At 28.8% G+C, this 23,857-nt stretch carries 20 protein-coding genes; 2 read left to right on the top strand and 18 right to left on the bottom strand.

What is annotated here, in order from left to right; all coding sequences use genetic code 11:
* Positions 1-232 precede the first annotated feature (232 nt).
* Positions 233-1,378 (top strand): iron-containing alcohol dehydrogenase, encoded by a 1,146-nt coding sequence (locus IR151_RS07605; RefSeq protein ID WP_227433919.1) that lies wholly within the window; start codon positions 233-235, stop codon positions 1,376-1,378.
* Positions 1,379-1,526: 148 nt separating this feature from the next.
* Here the strand turns inward: IR151_RS07605 and IR151_RS07600 are convergent, their stop codons facing one another.
* The 10 genes from IR151_RS07600 to IR151_RS07555 all read right to left on the bottom strand — a co-directional run bounded on the left by IR151_RS07600 (position 1,527) and on the right by IR151_RS07555 (position 13,655).
* Complete coding sequence (locus IR151_RS07600; protein WP_227433918.1) at positions 1,527-2,396, bottom strand: L,D-transpeptidase family protein; 870 nt, start codon at positions 2,394-2,396, stop codon at positions 1,527-1,529.
* An 81-nt stretch (positions 2,397-2,477) separates the two neighbouring features.
* The gene (locus IR151_RS07595; protein ID WP_227433917.1) at positions 2,478-3,191 is read right to left on the bottom strand and encodes a DUF434 domain-containing protein; all 714 of its coding nucleotides are present in this window, start codon (positions 3,189-3,191) and stop codon (positions 2,478-2,480) included.
* A 235-nt stretch (positions 3,192-3,426) separates the two neighbouring features.
* Positions 3,427-4,809, bottom strand: a complete 1,383-nt coding sequence (locus IR151_RS07590) for a dihydrolipoyl dehydrogenase family protein (RefSeq protein WP_227433916.1) — start codon at positions 4,807-4,809, stop codon at positions 3,427-3,429.
* 93 nt (positions 4,810-4,902) lie between these two features.
* The gene (locus IR151_RS07585; protein WP_227433915.1) at positions 4,903-6,201 is read right to left on the bottom strand and encodes a cytochrome c biogenesis protein/redoxin; all 1,299 of its coding nucleotides are present in this window, start codon (positions 6,199-6,201) and stop codon (positions 4,903-4,905) included.
* Positions 6,202-6,325: 124 nt separating this feature from the next.
* On the bottom strand, positions 6,326-6,658 hold the full coding sequence (locus IR151_RS07580; protein ID WP_227433914.1) for a winged helix-turn-helix transcriptional regulator: 333 nt from the start codon (positions 6,656-6,658) through the stop codon (positions 6,326-6,328).
* 403 nt (positions 6,659-7,061) lie between these two features.
* Positions 7,062-9,662, bottom strand: coding sequence for a glycoside hydrolase family 38 C-terminal domain-containing protein (locus tag IR151_RS07575; RefSeq protein WP_227433913.1), 2,601 nt, complete (start codon positions 9,660-9,662; stop codon positions 7,062-7,064).
* A 131-nt stretch (positions 9,663-9,793) separates the two neighbouring features.
* Complete coding sequence (locus IR151_RS07570; protein ID WP_227433912.1) at positions 9,794-10,894, bottom strand: PTS fructose transporter subunit IIC; 1,101 nt, start codon at positions 10,892-10,894, stop codon at positions 9,794-9,796.
* A gap of 15 nt (positions 10,895-10,909) precedes the next feature.
* Positions 10,910-11,230, bottom strand: coding sequence for a PTS fructose transporter subunit IIB (locus IR151_RS07565; protein WP_227433911.1), 321 nt, complete (start codon positions 11,228-11,230; stop codon positions 10,910-10,912).
* Between the two features lie 2 nt (positions 11,231-11,232).
* Complete coding sequence (locus IR151_RS07560) at positions 11,233-11,691, bottom strand: PTS sugar transporter subunit IIA (protein WP_227433910.1); 459 nt, start codon at positions 11,689-11,691, stop codon at positions 11,233-11,235.
* Positions 11,691-13,655, bottom strand: a complete 1,965-nt coding sequence (locus IR151_RS07555; RefSeq protein WP_227433994.1) for a BglG family transcription antiterminator — start codon at positions 13,653-13,655, stop codon at positions 11,691-11,693. Before IR151_RS07555 ends, IR151_RS07560 begins: the two co-directional genes overlap by 1 nt.
* A gap of 165 nt (positions 13,656-13,820) precedes the next feature.
* Between IR151_RS07555 and IR151_RS07550 the strand changes: the two genes are divergently transcribed.
* Complete coding sequence (locus tag IR151_RS07550) at positions 13,821-14,675, top strand: GRP family sugar transporter (RefSeq protein WP_227433909.1); 855 nt, start codon at positions 13,821-13,823, stop codon at positions 14,673-14,675.
* A 378-nt stretch (positions 14,676-15,053) separates the two neighbouring features.
* Here the strand turns inward: IR151_RS07550 and IR151_RS07545 are convergent, their stop codons facing one another.
* From IR151_RS07545 to IR151_RS07510, 8 genes are all read right to left on the bottom strand, one after another.
* A complete protein-coding gene (locus IR151_RS07545) occupies positions 15,054-16,004 on the bottom strand; it encodes a DUF1848 domain-containing protein (RefSeq protein WP_227433908.1) in 951 nt (316 codons plus the stop codon).
* A gap of 125 nt (positions 16,005-16,129) precedes the next feature.
* On the bottom strand, positions 16,130-17,704 hold the full coding sequence (locus tag IR151_RS07540; RefSeq protein ID WP_227433907.1) for a ClC family H(+)/Cl(-) exchange transporter: 1,575 nt from the start codon (positions 17,702-17,704) through the stop codon (positions 16,130-16,132).
* Positions 17,705-18,120: 416 nt separating this feature from the next.
* On the bottom strand, positions 18,121-18,798 hold the full coding sequence (locus IR151_RS07535) for an epoxyqueuosine reductase (protein ID WP_227433906.1): 678 nt from the start codon (positions 18,796-18,798) through the stop codon (positions 18,121-18,123).
* A 67-nt stretch (positions 18,799-18,865) separates the two neighbouring features.
* Positions 18,866-19,612: a DUF2087 domain-containing protein gene (locus tag IR151_RS07530; protein WP_227433905.1), complete on the bottom strand. Its 747-nt coding sequence runs from the start codon at positions 19,610-19,612 to the stop codon at positions 18,866-18,868.
* A 343-nt stretch (positions 19,613-19,955) separates the two neighbouring features.
* The gene (locus tag IR151_RS07525; RefSeq protein ID WP_227433904.1) at positions 19,956-20,426 is read right to left on the bottom strand and encodes a PTS glucose transporter subunit IIA; all 471 of its coding nucleotides are present in this window, start codon (positions 20,424-20,426) and stop codon (positions 19,956-19,958) included.
* A 23-nt stretch (positions 20,427-20,449) separates the two neighbouring features.
* Positions 20,450-21,049 carry a KpsF/GutQ family sugar-phosphate isomerase gene (locus IR151_RS07520; protein ID WP_227433903.1) on the bottom strand — a complete coding sequence of 200 codons (600 nt, stop codon included), beginning with the start codon at positions 21,047-21,049 and terminating at the stop codon, positions 20,450-20,452.
* Between the two features lie 19 nt (positions 21,050-21,068).
* Entirely contained in the window at positions 21,069-22,250 is a 1,182-nt protein-coding gene (locus IR151_RS07515) for a MalY/PatB family protein (RefSeq protein WP_227433902.1), read from the bottom strand.
* The gene (locus IR151_RS07510; RefSeq protein ID WP_227433901.1) at positions 22,243-23,820 is read right to left on the bottom strand and encodes a PTS transporter subunit EIIC; all 1,578 of its coding nucleotides are present in this window, start codon (positions 23,818-23,820) and stop codon (positions 22,243-22,245) included. The genes IR151_RS07515 and IR151_RS07510 overlap by 8 nt, the downstream gene beginning before the upstream one ends.
* Positions 23,821-23,857 lie beyond the last annotated feature (37 nt).

Genomic DNA, 23,857 nt, shown 5'->3' with positions numbered 1-23,857 from the left:
CAGCAACTTTGTTTTTTTATGCTCTTTTTTATTTTTAATATTTTTATTGACATGATAAAAATACTATGTTAAATTCTAATCATAATCGTAATTACGAACTTAGTTCTTATATAAAAACTCACGATATATATTTTAACCTCAAAAACCAATATCTAATATGTGAATTAGTATAAGACTATTGTAGGTATGTATATTGTACATAAAAATTAATTCAAAAAAGGAGATTTTAACTATGAGTATCTATTATGTACCACCAATAAACTTACTTGGAAAAGGGTGTCTTATTGAATCTAAAGACTCAATTAAATCCTTAGGCACTAAAAAAGCATTTATCGTTAGCGATAAATTTCTAACTTCAAATGGTACTGTAAAAAAAGTAACAGATATGTTGTCTCAAATAGGTGTGAACTTTGCTATTTATGATGAAGTTAAACCAAACCCAACTGTGACTAATGTCAATAATGGACTTGAAATACTAAAATCAGAAAATTGCGACTTCGTTATAACTATAGGTGGTGGTTCTCCACAAGATTGTGGTAAAGCTATTTCTATATTAGCTACCAATGGCGGTGACATTAGAGATTATGAAGGTGTAAATAAAACTTCTAAAAAATGTCTTCCTATAGTTGCTATAACTACTACTGCTGGTACATCAGCTGAAGTTACAATAAATTATGTTATAACGGATGAAGATAGGCATGTAAAAATGATAATGGTTGATACAAATGCACTAGCTACAATGACAGTTAATGACCCAGAATTAATGATTAGTAAGCCAGCTAATTTGACAGCAGCTACTGGTATGGATGCACTGACTCATGCTATAGAAGCTGTAGTGGCTAATGGAGCTTATGATGTTACAGATTCAACTGCGCTATATTCTATAAAGCAGATATTTGAATATCTTCCTAGAGCTGTTAAAGATGGTAATGATATAGATGCTAGAGAACAAATGTGTTATGCTTGTTTTCTAAATGGAATTGCTTTTAGTAATGCAGGTCTTGGAAATGTACATGCTATGGCTCATCAATTAGGAGGTTTATATGATTTACCTCATGGAGTATGTAATGCTATGTTGCTACCAATAGTTGAAGAAGAAAATGCTAAATCTGCACCTTCTAAATTCCGTCCAATAGCTGAGATCATTGGAATGAATATACATGGCAAATCAGATAAGGAATGTGTTGATTTTGTAATAGATAAAATAAAAGCTCTTTCAGAAGAGGTAGGAATTCCAAAATCTTTAAAAGATGTTGGTGTTGATAATCCTAATTTTGAGTTGCTTGCTGAAAATTCTATGAAAGATGCTTGTGCTGGAGCCAATCCTGTTTTCTTTGATAAAGACAAAATTATAGAATTATTTAAGAAAATCTCTTAATATAATCACACTTATAAATTAATTATGTATATTTATAAGGGAGTGTCTCAAAATATTTTTATTTGATTATAGACACTCTCTTATTATCTAAACTAAATCCATATTTTTAATTTAATTTCAAACTCTTTAAAATTAATAAATAGTATTTTTAATGAATTATAACTGTTGTTGTGTCTGGTATATTGTCATATATCCACTTAGCATTTTCTGTACTTAGTCTTATACATCCATGGCTAAGAGCTTCACCAAGCCTAGCATCTATTATATAACTTCCTGTTGAATTATATAACACAGAATGATAATAATACCCACCTTTAATTCTAGTAGCGTACTTAACTGAATACTCATCTGTTCCAAAAGAAGGTTTTCTCCCACTTATATAAAAAATACCTGTTATAGTTGGAGTTTCAGGTTTACCTATAGTACATTCCCATTTATATAATTGACCCCAACCTCCATTATCTTTCTTAAAAATATAAGTGTATTTATTTTTAAGGTCTGTGGTAATTAGATAGTCACTAGTACTTTTAATGTTATTTTCATTAACAAATTTAGTCATATCAGTGTAAAAATACTTATAATCTAATTCATTAGGTTTATTTCCATCACTTGACAAGAAATAATTAAAAACATAACCTGTTTTATCATCATATATAACTTTACTCCAGTCCCCTTCTACCTGTAGAACTTCGACTCTAGACTTTTCAGGAATTACTGTAATTATAGTAGAAGTTGTAGACTTATCTTCTCTTAAATTTAAATTACTCCAAGCATATTCGCTTACTGATATTAAATCTCTGTATACATACCCTTCTTGAAAATTGTAGATTACTTTAATCCAATCATCTTCTTCATCTAGAACCTCTAATTTAGAACCTTTAGGTATTACAGTTATAATACTTGAACTTGTAGATTTCGCAGACCTCAAATTTACATTTACTAAAGCATATTTATATATAGGTGCTCTGTATTTTTTAATGTTTATTTTAAATAGCTTCACACATACCCATCCTCTCATATGTCTTTTTACAATACTTTATGAAATTCGATATATATTCGTTCTTCTATTTTTAAACTTACTCTGTATAATTAAAGGTTATTATCCATTTAAATTTACAATATTACAATCTTTAATATATTCTTCAATTATACTTCTAGCTACATTAAAATAACTTATACATTTATCAACTATAACAGCATCACTGCTAACTACTCTATCAAGTTTTTCTAATATAACATCTGCATTTTTTACTAGCTCTACTTCTGTTTCAATTTTCCATACCCTGGCATGTTCTAATATCTTATATCTTAGATTTCCAGAATTAGAAACTGGTGCATCTAAGTAAAATTTAATTTTTGTAGCCTTATATTTATTAAAAAACTTTCCTATTAGATTTAAAGCTTCTTCTGTTTTATCTATAATTTTATATGTTCCTCTAAGACCTGCTAAATCTCTTATATTTCCATCTCTACCTATGACTAGAGTTCCTCCAGATAATGCTACTTCTAGAGCTATTATCAAATTAAAACCATCTATGTATATAATTCCTTCATTTATTTTATCTAAGGAAAGTATCTTTGATTGTCTTATTTTATTTTTTTCATCAGTACATACTGCTCTCTTTAGTGCATCTCTTTGTCTTATTGAAAACTGATATCTATCTCCCACAAAAGTTACAACTGGGTCTATTTTATAATCTCTATTTATTAACCATTCTATTTCTTCTTGAGCCTTTACAAGTCTTACAAGTTCTTTACTTGAAAACCATCGTTTATCACTCTCATCAAAGCCTCTTTTAGATATTTTATTCATAGAATATTTCACCGCCTTAATATGAAGTTTGCTAATATTATCTTATCCATTTATATTATTCAATATTTAGATTATACCTTTTAATACTCTCTTAAATACAAAATAATTACTTTTTTACTATATTTATACTTTATAATGTAAAGAAAGGATACTATTAGTAACTTCTCATAGTATCCTTTCTTTAAAATTTATTTATAATGATAATTTTAGACTTTATTTATATATTACACTTATTCTATACTTCCTTTATCATATTAGGAGATAAAACATCATTAAGAGCCTCTGTCATAGTTGGATGTGCATAAACACGGTCTCTTAAATATGTATATTCTACTTCTAAATCTATGGCTAACTGAATTAAATGTATAATCTCACTAGAATCTTCACATATCATGCTAGCACCAAGTATCCTATTGGAATTTTTATCTATTACGATTTTTATAAATCCATCTGTCTTTCCAATTTGTTTAGCTCTTGGAATTGCCTCAACTGGCATCTTTGCTACTAATACATCATATCCTTTTTCCTTTGCTTGTTTAACATTAAGACCAACTCTTGAAAATGCTGGACTTATGAATATAGCATTTGGTATATTTTTTCTATTACTAGTCGTTCTAGTCTTATTTCCAAATAATTGATTGATTATTATACGATAGTCATCTAGTGATATATAAGTAAATTGAGGACCTCCATTTATATCTCCTATAGCCCATATGTGTTTTTTATTAGTCTTAAGGTTATCTGATACTTTAATAAATCCTCTTTCATTTAACTCTATGCCTGCATTTTCAAGTCCTAAACCTTCAGTATTTGCTTTTCTACCTGTAGCAACAAGTATTATATCACTTGTTATTTCCTTTAATTCACTATTTATATCATATTCTACTGTAGCTAAATTAGAAACTTCCTTAATCTCTTTTACCTTTGCATTATTTATAATTTTTACATTTCTCTTTTCAAGTAATTTTATTATTTCTTCTGAATCTTCAATATCTTCATTTGGTAAAATCCCATTATTTGAATTTAATATTGTAACTTCTGTTCCAAAGGAACTATAGATGCCTGCAAATTCTAAACCTATAAACCCAGCACCTATAATTGTCATTTTTTTAGGTAAGGTTCTTAAATTCATAAGAGATTCACTATTATATACTATCTTATTGTTTTCAATACCTTTTATATTAGGTATAAATGATTTTGAGCCAGTATTGATAAATATCTTCTCTGATACTAATTCATAAACTTCATTTTCAGTTTTTACTTCTACTGTATTTTCATCAATAAAAGTCGCCATTCCTGTAAATATAGTTACATTATCATTTGAATTTAATTTATTATAGTTAGCTTCTCTAAGCTTTGTAACCAAAGTTTCTTTTTTTTCTATAGCTTTTGCATATTCGATTTGTGCATCATTCCAAGAGTTTATATTCTTTACATTGTTTGCTGAATTTTCTAAGCTTTTAGTTGGGATACATGCTACATTTATACATGTTCCTCCATACATTTTATTTGACTTTTCTACTAAAGCTACCTTTAATCCTCTATTAGCTAAATCTCCTGCTAATGTCTTTCCACCTTTTCCAAATCCTATTATTATTGCATCAAATGTTTTTTTCATATAAATTTCAACCCTTTCCTTTGTTATTTATACTCTTACTATAACAAGATTTTCTAGGTGGTACAATTAGGTACTTTTTTGTAACCTTCTATATTAATACTTTTTATTTTTTTGATTTTCAATGAAAGACATCATAGTCTCTTTATTCATTGCTCCTGGAATGTACTGTGTTACATATCCTTCTTTATCAATTATAAATGTAGTTGGAAAAGCATTAATTCCATATTGATATGCTAATTCTCCATCTTCATCAAGTGCAACGGGAAAAGTATAGCCTTCATCTTTTAAAAAGTTAATTACATGTTCTCTTGAACCTTCTCTACCTAAATTAGGTGATGCTACACCTAAAATTACTACATCTTCATTATTTTTCTTATAATCCTTGTACAACTGCTCTATATGAGGCATTTCCTCTTTACATGGAGGACACCATGTAGCCCAGAAATTTAAAAACACAACCTTACCTTCATAATCACTTAATTTATGTGTTTTACCATATTGGTCAGTTAAAGTAAAATCAATAGATTTTATTCTCTCTTCATCATTAGAGCCGTTATCACTATTTTCATTATTAGATTCTTTTTTATTATCCCTGTTACCAGACTCTTCTTGTGTATTGCCATTAGAATTTCCTTGTTTATTATCTTCTTGATTCACACTTTGATTATTTTCAACTTTATTTTTTTGTGGAACATTAAAATGCTTGCTCACACTTTCAAACCCATTTATCATCATTAATATTCCTGATATTATAAGTATAGCTCCACCTATCTTTTTAATAATTTCCATATTAGATTTTATTTTATCTATAGTCTTAAACAACTTACTATAGAACATAGCTGTAATTATAAATGGCAAAATAAATCCAATGGTATATACTACTATTAAAAGATTTGCATTCAAATGATTAGTTGAACTAGAAACCATTACTAATACAGATGCTAATATTGGCCCAATACAAGGTGTCCACCCAAAACTAAATGTAAATCCAAGTAAATATGCTGTTATTGCTCTCATTTCTTTAAACTTTACATTTAATCTTTTTTCTCTATTTAGTATTGAAGACTTAATTATTCCCATATAAAACAATCCCATGATAATAATTATAATCCCACCTATAAACATTATTAAGTCTTTATTCTCATTAAAAAACATACTCAATACTCTTACTGATGAACCTAATATAAAAAAGGTTGTTGAAATTCCTAGAGTAAATAAGATAGTATTTTTAAATAGAGAACTTTTTATAAAATTAGTTTTTCCTTCTTTTAAATTTTCCACACTACTATTTGACAGTATACTTAGATAAATAGGTAGTATTGGTAATATACATGGCGAAAAAAACGATAATATCCCTTCTATAAATACCACAAATAAATTTATATTTTGCAAATTAAAGCTCCTCCTCATTCTATTTACATTATTACAATAAAAAATTATGTCCTTTTATTGCTTTTACTTTTATTCTCACGATAGCCTAATTAAGTCACTGTAAATTCAAAAGTAATTTAAAAGCTTACTTATCGCAATTTAAATTATTATTGCTCCACATAATCATCTTTTCCATAACAGGAAGTAATAGTACCCCTGACTCACTTAAAAAATATGTTGATTCTACAATATTATTAATTGATTTTTTATTGTTGATTATAATTCCTTGCTCAATTAAAAAATCTAATTGTTGAGTCAACATTTTCTTACTACATTCTGGAATGGCTCTTTGTAATTCTCCAAATCTTTTTTTATCTTTTTGTAACTCCCATATTATTATAGCTACCCATTTTTTACCTAATATGCTTGATAATGCCTCTACTGGACAGTCATATATCATATCATCTATATTATACATTTTATCTCCTCTTTCTTTTTATTAATTATTAAGACATGCTTTTATTTAATTTATAAATGTTACAAATGTGTTGAGATTTACTAGTTTAAGGTTGTTAATATATATTTTAGTTTTAAAATATTTCTGAGGTTTCATATAATTACTATATCAGTTTTATAAATGCATCACAATTGGGTACTTTTTTGTAACTACATATTTATAACTACATAAAATTAAAGTTAACTATATTAAATAAATTTAGCTCTTATATAATAATTCTTTATCTAAGTTCTTTATCCTGTTTTAATAATTTCTATATACAACATCAAACCCATACCTTGATATCTACCCAAAATTATACAAATTAAAAAATCTGACAGATATTTATCTGCCAGATTATTAAATGATAAACTTACTTTTACACTTATAAATCTAATAATATTGAAATAACTTCAAAAGGTGCTATTTCATATATTTGTTGTTCCTCTAATTCTTCTATTGCATTTATAACTTTCCCGTTTCTATCTTTAAATATTTGCTCATCTAATATCAACTTCTCACTTGTTGGATTTTCTAACCTTATTACAAACTTCTCTTTATCATAGTAAGAAAGATAACATGCTGATACAAGATAATTTTCTGGTAAAGATATTATCTCTAACTCTCTGTTCACAGATTTTTCAACAATTGACCTTTGAATCTTATTATCTATACGATATAAAAAGAAGTTATAATCCTGTAATTGATAATTTATAGATTCTTGCAAATAGTTATGAGTTAAACTTGCAACTTCTGATTCATCAAAAGATTTAGAACTCATATATATTGCAAATGAAAACTCTACTTCTCTAAGTATTTGTGCCTTTTCAGTTTTAATTCTGATATGTCCCTTTTTAGTGGTATCTCCAGAAGCACGTCCTGGTCTATATAATAAATCAGGTTTTCCTAATTCATCTGTAGTAGCAAGTAAAGTCAACGCTATTTCATCATTGACATGTTGATACTCCTTTATTCCTCTAGTAAAGACAGTACAACTTCTCTTATCATTAGTAAGTGTAATATTACTTTCCAAAGGTTCCAAATCTATAGGCATTTCACTATAAGTATTTTCCCAATTACTTAAAACCCCATTTTCTCTTGTTATATATCCAAATGGTAATGATGCTATATTTTTATTATCATTTATATCCGTTTTTACATGAACACGTAATCTATGATTACATATTGTATTGTTGACATGAAGTTTTACCTCTATCAATGGATTATCTTTTGATAAAATAATGCTAGCTCTTACATTTAATTTTCCATTGAGATTTTTATCTTTTCTATCTTCCAATGTAAGTGGTAGTAAAGTTGTACCTTCAACTACTATCTTTTCATATCCTAAAGTTCTTTTTGTCGAAACACTATTAAACAAAAGTTCTATCTCGTCATCATCTTGTAATGGTGAGAAATCATAAGTATCTCCTGCATTTCCGCTATCTTTTAAAGTTAAAAAGTTTGATATATAAGTTCCATCTTTAAGTTGTAAATCCAAGCTTCCATCTTTATATATTACCTTGTATTTATCGTTAGATATAAAGGTATTATTAGACTCACTAAGTGACAACATCTCTTTATTACTTGTTTCAAAACTAATAACTTTATAACCAAGTGCAGGAAGTTGTATATTTATTCTTACTTTTAGTATATAATAACCTGGTTCTTCAATAAATATATTACCAGCAGGTGTCTCTTCCAATACATTTTCTCTTGGTTGTATGTAAGTTTCTTCAATTATAGTAGCATCTAAATTTTCTTTAAAACAAATATTTTTACTATTACTCACTACTTGTATTTCTTTATATCCATTAAATCTTTTAGCTTCTGAATTAAACACTAATACATCATTTTGAGATAACTTAAGCCCTTCTGAAATTTTCTTTACAATAGTATTTTCAATGCTATCACAGATTTCATTAGCTTCTCTTATACGGTGAAGAATATCATCTGTTACAGTATCAGTTACACAACCAGCCAAACTGTCATGAGCTTGCCCTTCTAAAAGCTTTTTCCATGTGTTTATTAATAATTGATTGCTTATTTCTATTCCACTCTTTTTAGCAATTACTAGTAATGGCTCTATTCTCTTAATTAATTTATTTTCAAGTTTATCACATGCTAATTTTATATCCATTCTACTAGAACCAATTGATTTATGTATTCTTGCAAGCACTGGTTCTCTAAATTCACCTCTGTAGCTTTCTAATGATTCTATGGATTTTACATATTTCAAAAAGTCTTGATATGAACTTGTTATATAAGAATACTTTCCAATATTATTAATCTCTTCAACTTTATTTTTAAAATCACCTATTATATTTAATTGGTCATTTCCTGAAGGTATTAATACCTCTTCTACATCACTATATGATTTAATAAAATCAATAGCGGGGTCTAATCGTCCATTGACATACTTTGGTGAAGGTTCTAAAAGCATACCAGTTCCATATCCATGTGGCATATTTACAGCATATATATACTTTTCTCCATTTAAACTTTTCCATTTAAAATACGGTGATTGAACTTGCTTTCCTAAGTGGATACCCCTCCAAAAGAAAATATTATCAATCCCTACATGTCTTAATAAAATAGGCATCTGTGCATTAAAACCAAAGGTATCTGGTAAATACCCGATTTTCATGTACTCACCATACTTTTTACTTTCAAATATTCCAATCATTAAATTTCTTAGAATAGATTCCCCTCTAGCGAAGAATGCATCTGTTTGTGTAAACCATGGTCCGATATATAATCTTTTTTCTTCTATTAATTTTTTAATAATTTCTATTTTTTCTTTATGTACTTGTGTATAATCATCCAAAATAGAAAGTTGTCCATCAAGTACAAAACTTACATCTGGATTACGCTCTAACTCATCAATTATATCTGTAAATAATTGCTCACTAAGTACTAATGCATCTCCAGAAGTAAAATACCACTCTCTGTCCCAGTGTGTATGATTAACAATATGTGCTTTTATCATTTATGCTCCTCTATTTCTTCATTTTAATATTTTTAGGCTGTAATCAAGACTCAACAATACTCAAAACTTATACTAACTATAAAATTTATATTAAACCTAAATTATTACTTTTCTTAAATTTTTATTGAATTTTAAGATTCCCATTCTGCTTCATCAAATTCATCATCTTCAAATTCATCATCTTCGATAACTGGATTTCCACGTAATATTATAACTAAACCTGCTACAATTACTGTTCCTACTGCAATTGATAATACATACATTGGCCAGTTTTCTACTGTAAACCATCCATAAAATCCACTAATTGGAGTTGCATTCACTGAACCTAATCCAACTGCCATAGCTGAGGCAATTGCTGTACCAATTACACATGATGGTATTACTTTTAACGGAGATTCTACTGCAAAAGGAATTGCTCCTTCACTAACTCCAATCAACCCCATTATAAGAGATGATTTACCAGCTTCACGCAGCTGCTTATTATATTTTTGTTTTGCTAATATAGTAGCAAGACCTAAGCCTAGTGGTGGTATAACAATTCCTACCATTGCTGCTGTATTAGGTGCGTAAATCCCACTTGTTAATAATGCAAGTGATGTTGTCAAAGCTGCTTTATTAACTGGCCCACCTAGGTCAACTGCCATCATTGCTCCAATAATAGCTGCCATCAATATCTGATTTGTACCTGATAATCCATTTAACCAATTTTCTAAGCCAGTATTTAATGTTGCAAAAGGAATGCCTATGACATAATTAATTAATATAACAGTTATTAACGTTCCAAATACTGGTACTATAAATATTGGTACTATTGAAGCTGCTGACTTTGGTAATTTAACATTATTTTTAATAAATAAACATGTATATCCTGCGATTAAACCAACTGCTAAAGCTCCTAAAAAACCTGCTCCGATATCCTTAGCAATCATACCTCCAACAAGTCCTGGTACTATAGCTAATTTATCAGCTATAGAAAATCCTATAAAGGCTGCAATTACAGGAAACATTAATCCTAAAGCAGTGCCTCCAAAACCATCTAAATCATGTAATAATCTAACAATACTACTAGCACTTTCTGCATATTTAACGTCCCATATATCTGGTATATTATATAAAGAACCCCCTACACGAGATATTGCCATTATCATAGCACCTGCAATTACTAATGGAATCATATATGAGATTCCTGTTAAAACATGCTTTTTTAACTCAGAGACTATCTTTTTTAACATTATATTTCCCTCCATTTATTTAGTGTCAATTAACTTTAGTGCATCATTGATTACCTTTTCTGCATCTTTTATAGGTGCATTAACTGGTACTTCTAATATTTCTTTGCCTTCAAAACGTTCAGCATTTCTAACTTTAGTATCTACAGCAAATATTACTACTTCTGCAATTTGCGCATCTTTTTCAGTTAATTCATTGTCAATTCCAGTTGCTCCTTGTGTTTCAACTTTTATAAGATGACCCATTTTTTTTGAAGCCTTCTTTAATGCTTGTGCTGCCATATATGTATGTGCAACCCCTGTTGCACATGCTGTTACTGCTATAATTTTTCTTTTCATCTCTACATTTCTCCCTCATTAAATATTTTAATTACTTCTTGTGCTGAATCAGCTAATTTTAATGCATCCACATTGTCATCATCCATTAACTTAGTTGCCAATTTAGACAATAAGACAAGGTGGTTACTGTCTTTATCAATGTTACTTATAGCCAACAAGAAAATGCTATCTACTGGTTTTTCATCTAAGGCTTCCCATTCAATTTTATTTTTGGATTTTGCAAATATTATAGAAGATTTCTTAACAGCATCACTTTTCCCATGAGGAATAGCAATACCATTCCCAATACCTGTAGTTGCATGTTCTTCTCTTTCTAAAACAGACTTAACATATTCTTCTTCATTATCCACAATCCCATTTTCAACAAATATACTACTTAATTTTTTTATTGTTTCTTCCTTGGTAGTTGCATCAAGATTAAAAACAATCTGCTCTTCCTTCAATACATCTGATATTTTCACTATATATTCTCCTCCATTAGCAAATCGTACACTTCTTTTGGTGAAGTTGCACTTAATATGTTATTTATATTTTTTTTATTGTCAATGAAGTCATAAAAAACTTCATATATTTCATCAAGCTCCAAATTTTTGTCATTTTCTAATGAAATAAAGAAAACAACTTCTACATTTTCATTTCCCCATATAATAGGATTTTTTAAAGTTGCAACAGATATATTAGATTTTTTAATATAACTAGGATTAGCATGAGGTGTAGCTATATATTGAAAAGATGTGTAAGATAAATTTTCTCTTTCAATTGCACTTTCAGCTATACCTTCTTTCGCATAACCTCTTTTTATTAAGTTATCTGTTATACATCTAATTACATCTTCATAATCTGATGCCTCAATATTTAACAAAATATTTTCCTCAAATATTAACTTTTTAAAAGATTTAGATTTTCCAGAAGTAGTTCTTGGAACATTTTGTATGTTTTTCTCTAAAGTTCTTATATCATTTTCATTTAAAATAGGGCTAACTACTATAGTTGGAATAGTTTCTAATTCTAAATAAATAGTACTGATTACTAAATCTGCATCAATTTTACTAGATACTAATTCTTGGACAGAAAGTATCTTTTCAATCTTTACCATAGGGAAGTATTTTTTTAACCTTGCAGATAATAACCTAGAAGAACCTAACCCTGTACTACATACTAGAATTACCCTAATGCTTTGTGGTAGTTCTTTCATTCTTTCTCTAAAAGCTTCAAAATGTAGTGCTATATAAGCACATTCGTCATCATTTATTCGAATATCATATATAAATTCAATTACTTTTTTCAAGTTTAAAGCTTGTTCAAATGATAGAGAAAAGTTTTGCTTAATTGTATTTACATATGGGTTTTTGATACTAAGACCATATGTCAATCTATTTATCGACGAATGTATATGTGTAGTTAATCCATCAATTAAATCTTTATCATAGGCTGTCTTATACAATGTATTTTTGATAATTTCTCGAAGATTTGAGATATTGTTTGTATTCGCTTCATAAGGTTTACTTGAATTACTTTTTAGTTCAGTAGTGTTTCTATGCTGGTCAGCAGCTACTAAGTGCAGATTTATATATCCAATTTCAGAATTTGGCAATAATATTGAAAATTTTTCTTCTAGTTGCTTTGCTAGATAATTTGTATTTGGCATTTGATTATTTTCTATCTTATTAGTATATAAATTTTCTTCTATATATTCACCTTTTCTAATTCTTTCTACTGCTATAGCTAAATGAATAACCAGTGATTGAAATTCATAATCAGAAAACTCAAATTTTCTTTCCTCACTAAAAGTTCTAAGAATCTCAATAATGATAGATAAATCATCCTCAAAAAAGATACCATTCACATCTGCTTGTATCTTCTCAAAAGCTTGATAAAAACTTTCTTGTTCTTGCTTAATATACCAATTTCTACTCCAAAATTTATGTATAAACTTAGCAGTAAGCTGTCTTTTGTCTCTTTCACTTATATTCAATTTAATTCCTTTACTAGGTTTCTTATATATAGAAACTCCTTCACTTTTTAGTAATTTTTCAACCTCAGCTAAATCTCTTTCAATTGTTCCTCGACTTATATATAATTCTTCAGAAAGTTGTTGTATAGTAATATAATCATTACTTTTTAACAAAATTGAGTATATATATATAACTCTCTCCTCTCTTGTTGTAGGAATTTGACTTCCTTTATTATCTAGGTAAGGAAGTATTTTTCTTAAATCTCCTTCAATATAAACACCTATTTTAGGTTTTCTCACTAAAGAAAGACCTATCTTTTTAAGTACTATTTCTACTTCTTTGAGAGATTTTGAAACTGTTTTTTCTGAAACATCTAAATCATCTGCTATTGCTTTAACAGTTGTATGACCTTCTTTTAATAAAAACTTTATTATTCTAATTTCACGATTTTGAATCATATCAGTTAACATTTTCAAACTTACTCCTTCCCTTTGTTTTTATTTTAATGGAAAATGTTTTTCTACAAAACTACTAATATTTCCTGATTAAATACGGTAATTTTTATGTATTGAATACTTTAATTTTAGATGATAAATTAAAAACTGTCTAAATTTAATATGAAAGGAAATAATTTAATGCTGACAATAATTATTGCATTACTTCCTGTAATAGGGTGGGGATTAATGCCCATAGCTGCAAACCTCAAAAAAAGTTCTCCCTACGAACAACTTTTAGGTACCTCTATAAGTGCGTTTATATTTTCCACTATAATAACTTTGGTTATGCATCCTGAGATTACATTTTTTTCATTTTGTGTGAGTATGATTTCTGGGATATTTTGGAGTTTAGGTCAGTTAATGCAGTTTAAAGCAATTCAAATTGCTAGTGTATCTAAAGTAATGCCAATTTCAAATGGTTCACAATTAACTTTTACAACTTTACTAGCTGTAATCTTATTTAATGAATGGACTAGTTCTAAAATGTTTTTGATTGGCACCTTATCAATCTTATGTATAATAATAGGTATACTTCTCACAAATTATCAAACAAAAAAATCTACTAATAGCAATATGTTGAAATGTATTGGAGTTACATTATTATCATCCTTGTTTTTAGCATTATATGTTGTAGCTAATCAAATATTTTCAATTGAAGGATATAGAATTATATTGCCTCAATCTGTTGGAATGTTAATAACTGCATCAATTATTGTTAAGTATTTTTCTAGAGAGACTTTACATAAGGAAAATGTTTTATTTAATCTAATTACTGGAGTATTGTGGTCAATAGCAAATTTAGGTATGTTTATTACAACCAATACTTTGGGAGTTACGATAAGTTTTTCTATTTCTCAGAGTTGTGTTATAGTAGCTACTTTAGGAGGAATTATCTTCTTTAAAGAAAAGAAAAATAAAAGAGAGTGGCTTGCTATTTTTCTTGGAATAATATTAATAATGTTTGGTGTTTTTATGTTAAGCACAATAAAATAGATATTTATTTATATAAATTAAAATGAAAAATTGATTATCCTCTAAAATACTGTGTTTATCACTGATTTAGCTATAATTAAGAATCTATATTGCCACTAATTTATCACTTATGAATGAATCTTAATAAGACCATAAATAGTAATAAATATTAAAAGAGAGAAGCTAAACAGTACAATTACTGAATTGCTTCTCTCTAGAGCATTGTCATAACCCCATACATTTTATAGTAATTATTATCTTATAGAAAATATCTATTTATACTTGTTCTATTATTACAATTTTATATTTTTTTAACACATTAAAATAGTGTTTATTTTACATTTACTTTTTTATATATTTTTTCAACATATTAAAATAGTAACCATTTTATATTTACTTTTAATCAAATATACTAATCTGATTATTATTGTTTTTATCTATTTTTATAGTCTTCATATCTCTAACAGTTATTTTTGCATCTTCTCTTATAGCACCTACAAGTACTTTATTTTCTTCATTATATAGTCTACAATTTTCTTCTACTTGTGTATAATTAAAATTAGCATAACAATATAAACAATAATGTCTACAAGTATTGTACTGCCCTATATCAACACTCTTAACACATCCACAAATATCCCTTTGTGTATCATCCTTTTTGACTTTCACTTCACTACCTATAATCTTTGATATTAACTTATCATCAATACATTTACTTTTTCCAATGCCAAACTTACTTAAATTATATTCATCACAACATATTTCAAGTGTTATATTATACTTATTAGATATTCTAAAAAGTTCCTTCGACAATATTTCTATTTCTTTAATTTGTATAGGTTTTATATGTAATGACTTTGTATTAACTTTTGTTTTCTTGTATAAATCTATAAAACTTATTATACATTTTTCTGTAAATCTATTAAGTTGACTACATAATCTCTCAAATGCTTTTATATGATAATCTAAGTTATACTTTTCATTTAGAAAAATTGGGTCATATCTCAAAATTACTCTTTCTTTTCCTATGCTTTTAGACAATTCTTTAAATGACTCTATTATCTTCTTTTTATCTAAAATTCGTGTTTCTACATCTTTACCATATGGAGTTATAGTATAGTGAAAATAATATTTGTAGTCTTTTAATTTGTTCAAATCACATATCATTGGAGTTGCATCTTTTGTCCAAAATATAAAGCAATCAACAGTATGTGGATTTAACTCTATCTTACTGACTTGTTTTGGATTCATCGGATTAACAACATACACAAAACCCTCTTTAAGTCTGTTAAAAAACCACTTACTATAAAAAGCAGGTATATCAGTTCTTCTACTTACACTTACTATCATAATTTAACCTCCATCTAAAAGTATAGCTGATATCACTCTTAGAATTGTCCAGACCACATTCTACACACACATTATTTACTAGTTTTCATTCACACAGAAAACATCTTTTTTATAGCTTATTATCCCTAGACAATATATGATGTATTTTCTTTGCAAAGTTTTTCCATTTTATCATACACAACACTACTGTCTCTCTCATCTGTCATGGTAACAATTATATCACTTGCCTTAAGAATTGTTTTTCCTTTTGGAATAATTTCTTCTCCTCCTCTTTGAATGGCTACCAAAAGACAATTTTCTGGCCATTGAATATCCTGAATTGCTTTGTTAGCAACAGGAGAACCAAACATAATGGAAAACTGATCTAGTATTTTCTCTCCCCTCTCTCTATGAACAGGTTCTCCATTTTTCTCAAGTAATCTCTCCAGAAGACTTTCATAAATCGGCTTAGATTTCAGAAGTGTAGCCACAATATACGCCACAATTGAAATAACGGATAGGGAAAGCATCTGGCTGACAGAACCTGTCATTTCAAAAATCAATATAATTCCAGTCAAAGGCGCACGTACAATGGCAGTAAAATACCCTGCCATAGCCAGAAGTATAAAATTATTGACATAGTCTAAGTTCATTCCAAAAAACTGTACACCTACCATTCCGAACATTCCCCCAATAAAGGCTCCTAAAACAAGTAGCGGGAAGAAGATTCCTCCTGGCGCACCAGACCCAAAACTAACAGCCGAAAATACAAAACGGATGACAAAAATCAAAACTACCATTCCCAACAAATATTCATGGCTTGTTAGTGCTTCCACCAGATTATGCCCACTTCCAAGCACCTCAGGCATCAAAAGACCCAAAATACCAGCCATAAAAAATGGAATCAATATTTTTCCAAATGTACCTATTTTGGGAATCTTTTTATATAAAGACTGAACAAATAAGGTAAACCAATTATAAAATGCCCCCATAACGCCAAGCACAACACCTAAAATCAGTATCAACCAATAATAACTCTGTGGTAACACATTTCCAATATCAAACTGGAACACTGATTCCATTCCTAGAAAATTAGCTGATATATAGTCCGCTGTTAGAGATGCTGTCATCACAGAAATCAAAACAGACACTGAAAAGTTTTTATGTATTTCTTCCAGTGAAAACATGACACCTGCCAGTGGTGCATGAAAGGCTGCTGATAATCCTGCACTTGCCCCACAAGTAAGCAAGAACTTTTCCTCTGTCTTTCCTCTATCAAGAGCTCTGGAAATACCCTTTCCTGCCATAGCACCAAGCTGTATAGAAGGTCCTTCTCTTCCCAAGGCAAGACCACCCATAAGCGATAAGAATCCTCCAACAAATTTGGCTGGCAACACACGCCACCATACTTGCTTGATTTTCCCTGTCATCTCTCCTTCTAGCTGAGGAATACCACTACCTGAAATCATTGGCTCCCAATTTACTAGCCTTGATACAATCCACGCAAGCAGTGCAAGCACTGCAAACCAAACTGCTGTTTTCACAGTTGAACCTTTTGCAAAATTTAATATTTGGTTAAGCCAGATACCAGCCTGCCCCAAAAGTATCCTATATAAAAGTACAATCAAACCAGCTATAGCGCCTACAAGAAGCCCTTCTCCAATCAAAATGACCTGAAATCGCTCGGCCCGCTTAATTACATGAGATGTATCTTTTTTCATAATCTTTCTCCTCCACTCCATAATTCGGTGTAATATGAATAAATATATTTTTTAGTTCATTTCACACAAAATCATATGTTACTTTTCTTCTATATTTGATACACATAACCCACTTATAATGTAATGTAAATACTGAATGATTATTGTTATCCAACTTAATTTCATCGTATTTACCACTGAATCAATAATACAATACATTTTTAGAAAAATAAAGAAGGACATATTATTTTATTTTTACTTTATTCTTGACTTTGATAAAAAATATAATAATATTAATCCTAATTCAGACTATCATTAACATCAGTCTAAATTATTATATTTAATAATATTAAAAAGGGTGCAATTATCAAGCACCCTATAAGCTTATTTTTTTAAGAAAGCTAAAATATAATAAAAATATCTATCTCATATCTAGATTATAGTTTTTGATTTGCATATTTCAATGACCATTGGCAATTTACCATACATTTTAAAACACAAAAACATTTAGAAATATCGATTATAGACTCTCTTCCCCCTTGAAAAGTCCAAGCATTTCCATGTATAGCTTTTGCAGGGCATTTTTCTACACAAACACTGCAATCACCACATTTTGAAGCAATCAAAGGATGCTTTTCAACAGAAATTGGTGCATCCGTAAGTACTGTACACATGCTAAAAGCACATCCAAATTCCTCAGTGATAAATAAATTATTTTTTCCCATGAATCCAATACCACTAATATTCGCTATTGTCTTATGTGGTAAAGGGCTAATACCTGATTGCATCTTAGGGTCAATATATCCTCTTTCAATGTATCTGTGTTCTATATTATTTTTTTCTGATTGAGCATAAGCACTATAACCTTTTTTTTGAAGATATTCAGAAATCCAATCAGCTAGTTTTTCCACCTTTTCCTCTTTTTCCAAAAACTCATCGCTGTCTGTAGGTAAATTATTGTATATATCTTTAATAAACTTCTTTGATAATCCTATACAAAATAAAATTGCCTTAGAAAAGCCTAGTGTTTGATTTATTTGAAATTCAGATATATCAACAAAACGAATAATGTCTACACCTTCATTATACAAAATAGATTTCAACTCATCATTCATTTTTAACTCCTTTCACAGCTAATCAAGCAAGAAATAGCTTTATATACTGATAGGTTTTGGCTTTTTATTATGTTAACCAATACTTTGTACATTCTTTATTTCTACTCATAAAACCATATTCAATTAAATATCTTCTAATCGTTGCAAAATCATAATATATAGACTCTAAAATTTGATTAACTTCTTTTTCTGAATATTGCTTTCCTTGCTCAAATTGTTCTAAAATTTTAGACAAAATAACAACTTTTTTCTTTTCTTTTGATGAAAAAGCTTTTAATTTTAGAGGATTCATACTTTCAAATGATGTTTCTAAAATGTGTTTTCTTTCTTCTTCAGTTACTACGTATCTCTCATCTACCATTTTGGCATGTTCGTGGATTGGTATTATGATACTATCCCTATTGGATTTATCTTCAAATACAGATTCATATAAAGCCAAGTATAGCTTAGCTTGTTTTGCTTTTTCTCTAAACATAAATTTTTGATGACGTATTGTAGAAGTAGATACACCAAGCTCTTTTGCAATTTCTTTATCTGATAAATCACTAATAAATAATTTAAATAATTGTTTTTGATTATCTGTTAATGTATTGTACTTTGAATCATTATTGACCAATTGTTCCAAATAGTTACCATGCTTTAATTCTGTATGCAATTCAATAGCTCTTGATGCTTCAAAAAATCTGTCACCAACTCTGTATATTTCTCCTACTTCATACGTTTTTCCACAAATAATGCAACTATAACAATTTAAATCTGCATTGAATATATAACCTTTTTTGATATCTTTAATAGAAAGATTTTCAATCTTCATATTATTCACCTCCAGTATATAGTTTATTATTTCAATAAACATATATTACTAAAGTTTATTATCATTGTCAACATTTCTATTTTAAGTTTATGAAGTTCATATATTATACAACGTTTAAATTATAATGTATCTCAAAACAATATATTTAAATCTCTATTTGAACAATTATTATTTATAATTAGCTATTCTTATATACAAAGAGAAGAGTATAAAACTAATTACATAAAATAAAAGGAACTACTCAATTTAAAATCAAGTAAGTCCCTTTTTATCTAACATATTTATATTAAATTTACATTGTACAACATAAGTTTATAGACAGTAATCTTTTATTTTATACTTTTTATTTAAACTCAATTACAGTATCTTTTCCACCCTCTACATTATTACCTACATTATATGTATTCATATTGTACTCCGAATGATTAGTTATTGTAACTGGAGTAATAAGTGAGATACCATTTGATTCAATTAATGAACGGTCAATTTTTAACATTGGTGTCCCCTCTTTTACTTGGTCTCCTACACTTACTAATGCTTCAAATCCTTCACCTTTTAAGTTTACAGTATCTAAACCAACATGAATAAGAAGTTCCATTCCATTTTCTAGTTCTATAACAAGTGCATGTTTAGTTTCTGCTAAAACTGCCACCTTACCATTAGATGGAGCATAAACAATATCACCTGTAGAATCTATAGCTACACCTTCGCCCATAAGTTTTTGAGAAAATACAGCATCTGGTATTTTAGATAACTCTATTACCTTTCCTGATATTGGTGATTTTATTGATTTTTTCTTAAACATTTTAAACATAAAATATACTCTCCTTTTTACTTTTAACCATTATTAGCTGCCTTTAGTTTTTCACCTAGACTTCCTCCTGGATGATATTTATAAAAATCAGCTGAGTCAAAATTACTGTTTTTAGATAATGCACATGCAATAGAATCTCCTAAAACCAAAGTAATTGTAGATGATGTTGTTGGTGCTAAATTTAAGTGGTCAGCTTCATCCTTTGCAGGATATATTAAAGCATAATCGCACTCTTTTGCCAATACTGAATTTCTATTTGAGGTAAAAGCAATTGTTTTAGAACCTATTGCCTTAACATATTTTATACAATTTACAACTTCCATAGAATTACCACTATTTGATATTAAAATTGTAATATCTCGACTTTCAATCATTCCTAAATCTCCATGTACTGCCTCTGTTGCATGTACAAAAAAACTTGGTGTACCAGTACTTGCAAATGTAGCTGCCAATTTTTTACCTATATGTGCAGATTTACCTACACCCATAAAAATCACTTTACCTTTACAGTTTGCAATTTCATTAACTATATTTTCATATTCAAGACCTGCTTCATCTATTAAACACTTTATAGCATTCATTTCAGTAGTCATAACATCAACCATTGTTTTTAAATAGTTCATAATCATCTCCCCTTCTATATTAAATATTTTTTGCAATATAATCTATAGTTTTTTTAATTCTATTTAAACCATCTTCAAGTTTTTCTCTTGAACATGCCACATTTAACCTCAAATAAAACTCACTTTCTTCTCCATATACCTTGCCTCCCATAATAGCAACTTCACCAATATCTATTAATAGATTTTGGAATTTTTCACTACTTATTTTAAGCTCCGAGAAATCAATCCAAGCAAAGTAACAACCTTCTGGCATAACCAATTTTAATGGCTTTAAATTATCTTCTATATAGTTAATTGTATATTGAAGATTCTCTTTAATGTATTTCAGTAACTCATCTAGCCAATATTCACAGTCATTATAACAAGTCATTGTTCCCAAAATAGCTAGTATAGCTGGTGAATTTACAAAATCACGATATCTAGTTATATTTTCAAACTTAGTTCTTATCTCTTCATTAGGTATAATTACATATGACCCAGTCAATGCTGGTATATTAAAAGACTTAGATGCTGATGTACAAATAAATATAGACTCCAAATAATTGTCTGCCACATTTAAAACAGGTGTCATTTTACTATCATATACAATATCCATATGTATATCATCTGATATTATTTTTACATTATTTTCCTTACAAATACTTACCATCTTAATAAGCTCTAATTCACTCCACACCCTACCTGTTGGGTTATGAGGATTGCATAAAATAAATATCTTAGAATCTTTACATTTTTTCTCAAAATCATCAAAATCAATAGAGTAAAATCCATTCTTATTTGTAAGAGGAGATTTTATAATATTGCGATTGTTATTTCCTATTACTTCATAAAAAGCATTGTATGCAGGAGTGTTTAGTAATACTCCATCTCCTTCATCACTAAAAATTTCAATGAGTTTACTAATTGAATACATTACACTTGGACTGTAGTATATCCAATTGCTATCAATACTGCAATTAAATCTCTTAGAGTACCAATTTCGGATAGAATCTTTGAAATCATCGTGCTTCCATCTGCTATATCCTAATACCCTATGATTTAATCTTTCTTTCAATACTTCTGTTATCTCATTTGGAAATTCCAAATCCATATCTGATATTGTAAAAGGAAGTAATCCTTTTTTTCCAAATCTATCTTCTACATAATCCCATTGGGTACAATATGTACCCAATCGGTTTACTTTTTTATCAAAGTTAATCATTACATTCCTCCAAATGACCTTCCATCGCCTTATCCATTTGCTTTCTTAAAGAATACACTTGAGTACCTATAATTACTTGAATTGTGTGTTCATCTAATTTAACAACTGCTATACCACCAGCTTCTTTAATTGCATCTTCATTTATTAGTGATACATCTTTTAATTTTAAACGTAATCTAGTTACACAATTGTCTAATGATAGTATATTAGATTTCCCTCCTAGTGCTGCTATCATTTGCTGACCTTTGTATGTAGATAGATTTTTAAAATCTGAACCATTTCCTTCAGAAACTTTTATTTCTTTATCTTCACGTCCTGGAGTTTTTATATTAAATTTAAGAATTGCCCATTTAAATACAAAGTAATATATTGCAAAGTATAAAGCTGCTACTAATACTGCTATTGGCCATCCTGTAGCTGTTCCTCTCAAGACTCCAAAACTTATAAATGCTATTAAATCTCCTGTGAATCCCATCAATACACCTAAGTATGGAAGTACCATGTTTGCTAAACCATTCATAAATGTATGGAAAGCAAATAATGCTGGTGAGATAAATAAGAATAAAAACTCTATTGGTTCACTTATTCCACCTATAATAACTGTCAACACTCCTGATATTAAAAGTCCTTTAAGTGCTTTTCTATTTTCTGGTTTTGCTGTACGATATATAGCTAATGCAGCTCCAGCTAAACCATATTGAATCATTAATTTACCTTGCTCCATTTTACCAGCTAAATCAAGAGGTATAATCTGATTATTCTCCACATATGCCATAAACATATTCAATGTTCCAAAGTATGTTTCTCCATCAATAACAGCAGTTCCACCTATTGGTGTAAAACGGAATACAGATGTTACAAGGTGGTTTAATCCAAATGGTATTGTAACCCTTTCAGCTACTGCATATGAAAAATATCCTAATGGCCCTGCTGAAGAAATCCATCTTCCTAAACTTTGGAACGCATTGAAAAATGGTGGCCAAACAATAGGTATTAATAATCCCACAATACTCATAACTATTAAACTAACAATTGGAACTAATCTTGGTCCACTATAGAATCCTAGTGATTCTGGTATTTTCAAATTACTAACTTTATCATACATTGCATAAACAATTAAACCTGCTATAATACCACCTAAAACACTTGTGTTATATGTTTGTATACCCATAATCATGGCTTGACCATTAGTTGACATTTGGTCTGCTGCTACTAATAAATCAGCTCTTGTTAAATAAAAATTTGTACCTATATGCATTGCTATAAATCCTACTAAACCTGAAAATGCACCAAACTCTTTTTCTTTTTTTAATAATCCTAATGGAATTGCCATTGCAAATAATGCTCCCAAGTTATTAAATGCAAATAATCCTATTGTTAACATGAAATTTAAAATCATATTAACATATTCATTTCCTAGAAATGGAACCATTGCAATCATCTTAGGATCTGTAAAACCAGCCCCAAGACCTAGCATCATACCAGAAACACTAAGTAATGCTATTGGGAACATAAACGTTTTTCCTAACATTTGGAAGAAATTCCATAGACCTAACTTATTTTTTTTCATATTTTCACCCTCCTATTTTTATATAAAAAACATAATC

The organism is Clostridioides sp. ES-S-0006-03, assembly GCF_020662275.1.
GTDB lineage: Bacteria > Bacillota > Clostridia > Peptostreptococcales > Peptostreptococcaceae > Clostridioides.
The sequence above is the reverse complement of the archived record's forward strand: the minus strand, read 5'-3'. Positions and strand labels throughout refer to the sequence as shown.

What these genes read in the sequence shown, in the direction of transcription:
- IR151_RS07520 (WP_227433903.1), bottom strand. Translation starts at nt 21,049, where the DNA reads ATGAACTATTTAAAAACAATGGTTGATGTTATGACTACTGAAATGAAT.
- IR151_RS07595 (WP_227433917.1), bottom strand. Translation starts at nt 3,191, where the DNA reads ATGAATAAAATATCTAAAAGAGGCTTTGATGAGAGTGATAAACGATGG.
- IR151_RS07565 (WP_227433911.1), bottom strand. Translation starts at nt 11,230, where the DNA reads ATGAAAAGAAAAATTATAGCAGTAACAGCATGTGCAACAGGGGTTGCA.
- IR151_RS07515 (WP_227433902.1), bottom strand. Translation starts at nt 22,250, where the DNA reads ATGATTAACTTTGATAAAAAAGTAAACCGATTGGGTACATATTGTACC.
- IR151_RS07530 (WP_227433905.1), bottom strand. Translation starts at nt 19,612, where the DNA reads ATGAAGATTGAAAATCTTTCTATTAAAGATATCAAAAAAGGTTATATA.
- IR151_RS07570 (WP_227433912.1), bottom strand. Translation starts at nt 10,894, where the DNA reads ATGTTAAAAAAGATAGTCTCTGAGTTAAAAAAGCATGTTTTAACAGGA.
- IR151_RS07590 (WP_227433916.1), bottom strand. Translation starts at nt 4,809, where the DNA reads ATGAAAAAAACATTTGATGCAATAATAATAGGATTTGGAAAAGGTGGA.
- IR151_RS07550 (WP_227433909.1), top strand. Translation starts at nt 13,821, where the DNA reads ATGCTGACAATAATTATTGCATTACTTCCTGTAATAGGGTGGGGATTA.
- IR151_RS07580 (WP_227433914.1), bottom strand. Translation starts at nt 6,658, where the DNA reads ATGTATAATATAGATGATATGATATATGACTGTCCAGTAGAGGCATTA.
- IR151_RS07510 (WP_227433901.1), bottom strand. Translation starts at nt 23,820, where the DNA reads ATGAAAAAAAATAAGTTAGGTCTATGGAATTTCTTCCAAATGTTAGGA.
- IR151_RS07605 (WP_227433919.1), top strand. Translation starts at nt 233, where the DNA reads ATGAGTATCTATTATGTACCACCAATAAACTTACTTGGAAAAGGGTGT.
- IR151_RS07535 (WP_227433906.1), bottom strand. Translation starts at nt 18,798, where the DNA reads ATGAATGATGAGTTGAAATCTATTTTGTATAATGAAGGTGTAGACATT.
- IR151_RS07575 (WP_227433913.1), bottom strand. Translation starts at nt 9,662, where the DNA reads ATGATAAAAGCACATATTGTTAATCATACACACTGGGACAGAGAGTGG.
- IR151_RS07525 (WP_227433904.1), bottom strand. Translation starts at nt 20,426, where the DNA reads ATGTTTAAAATGTTTAAGAAAAAATCAATAAAATCACCAATATCAGGA.
- IR151_RS07540 (WP_227433907.1), bottom strand. Translation starts at nt 17,704, where the DNA reads ATGAAAAAAGATACATCTCATGTAATTAAGCGGGCCGAGCGATTTCAG.
- IR151_RS07545 (WP_227433908.1), bottom strand. Translation starts at nt 16,004, where the DNA reads ATGATAGTAAGTGTAAGTAGAAGAACTGATATACCTGCTTTTTATAGT.
- IR151_RS07600 (WP_227433918.1), bottom strand. Translation starts at nt 2,396, where the DNA reads ATGAGAGGATGGGTATGTGTGAAGCTATTTAAAATAAACATTAAAAAA.
- IR151_RS07555 (WP_227433994.1), bottom strand. Translation starts at nt 13,655, where the DNA reads ATGTTAACTGATATGATTCAAAATCGTGAAATTAGAATAATAAAGTTT.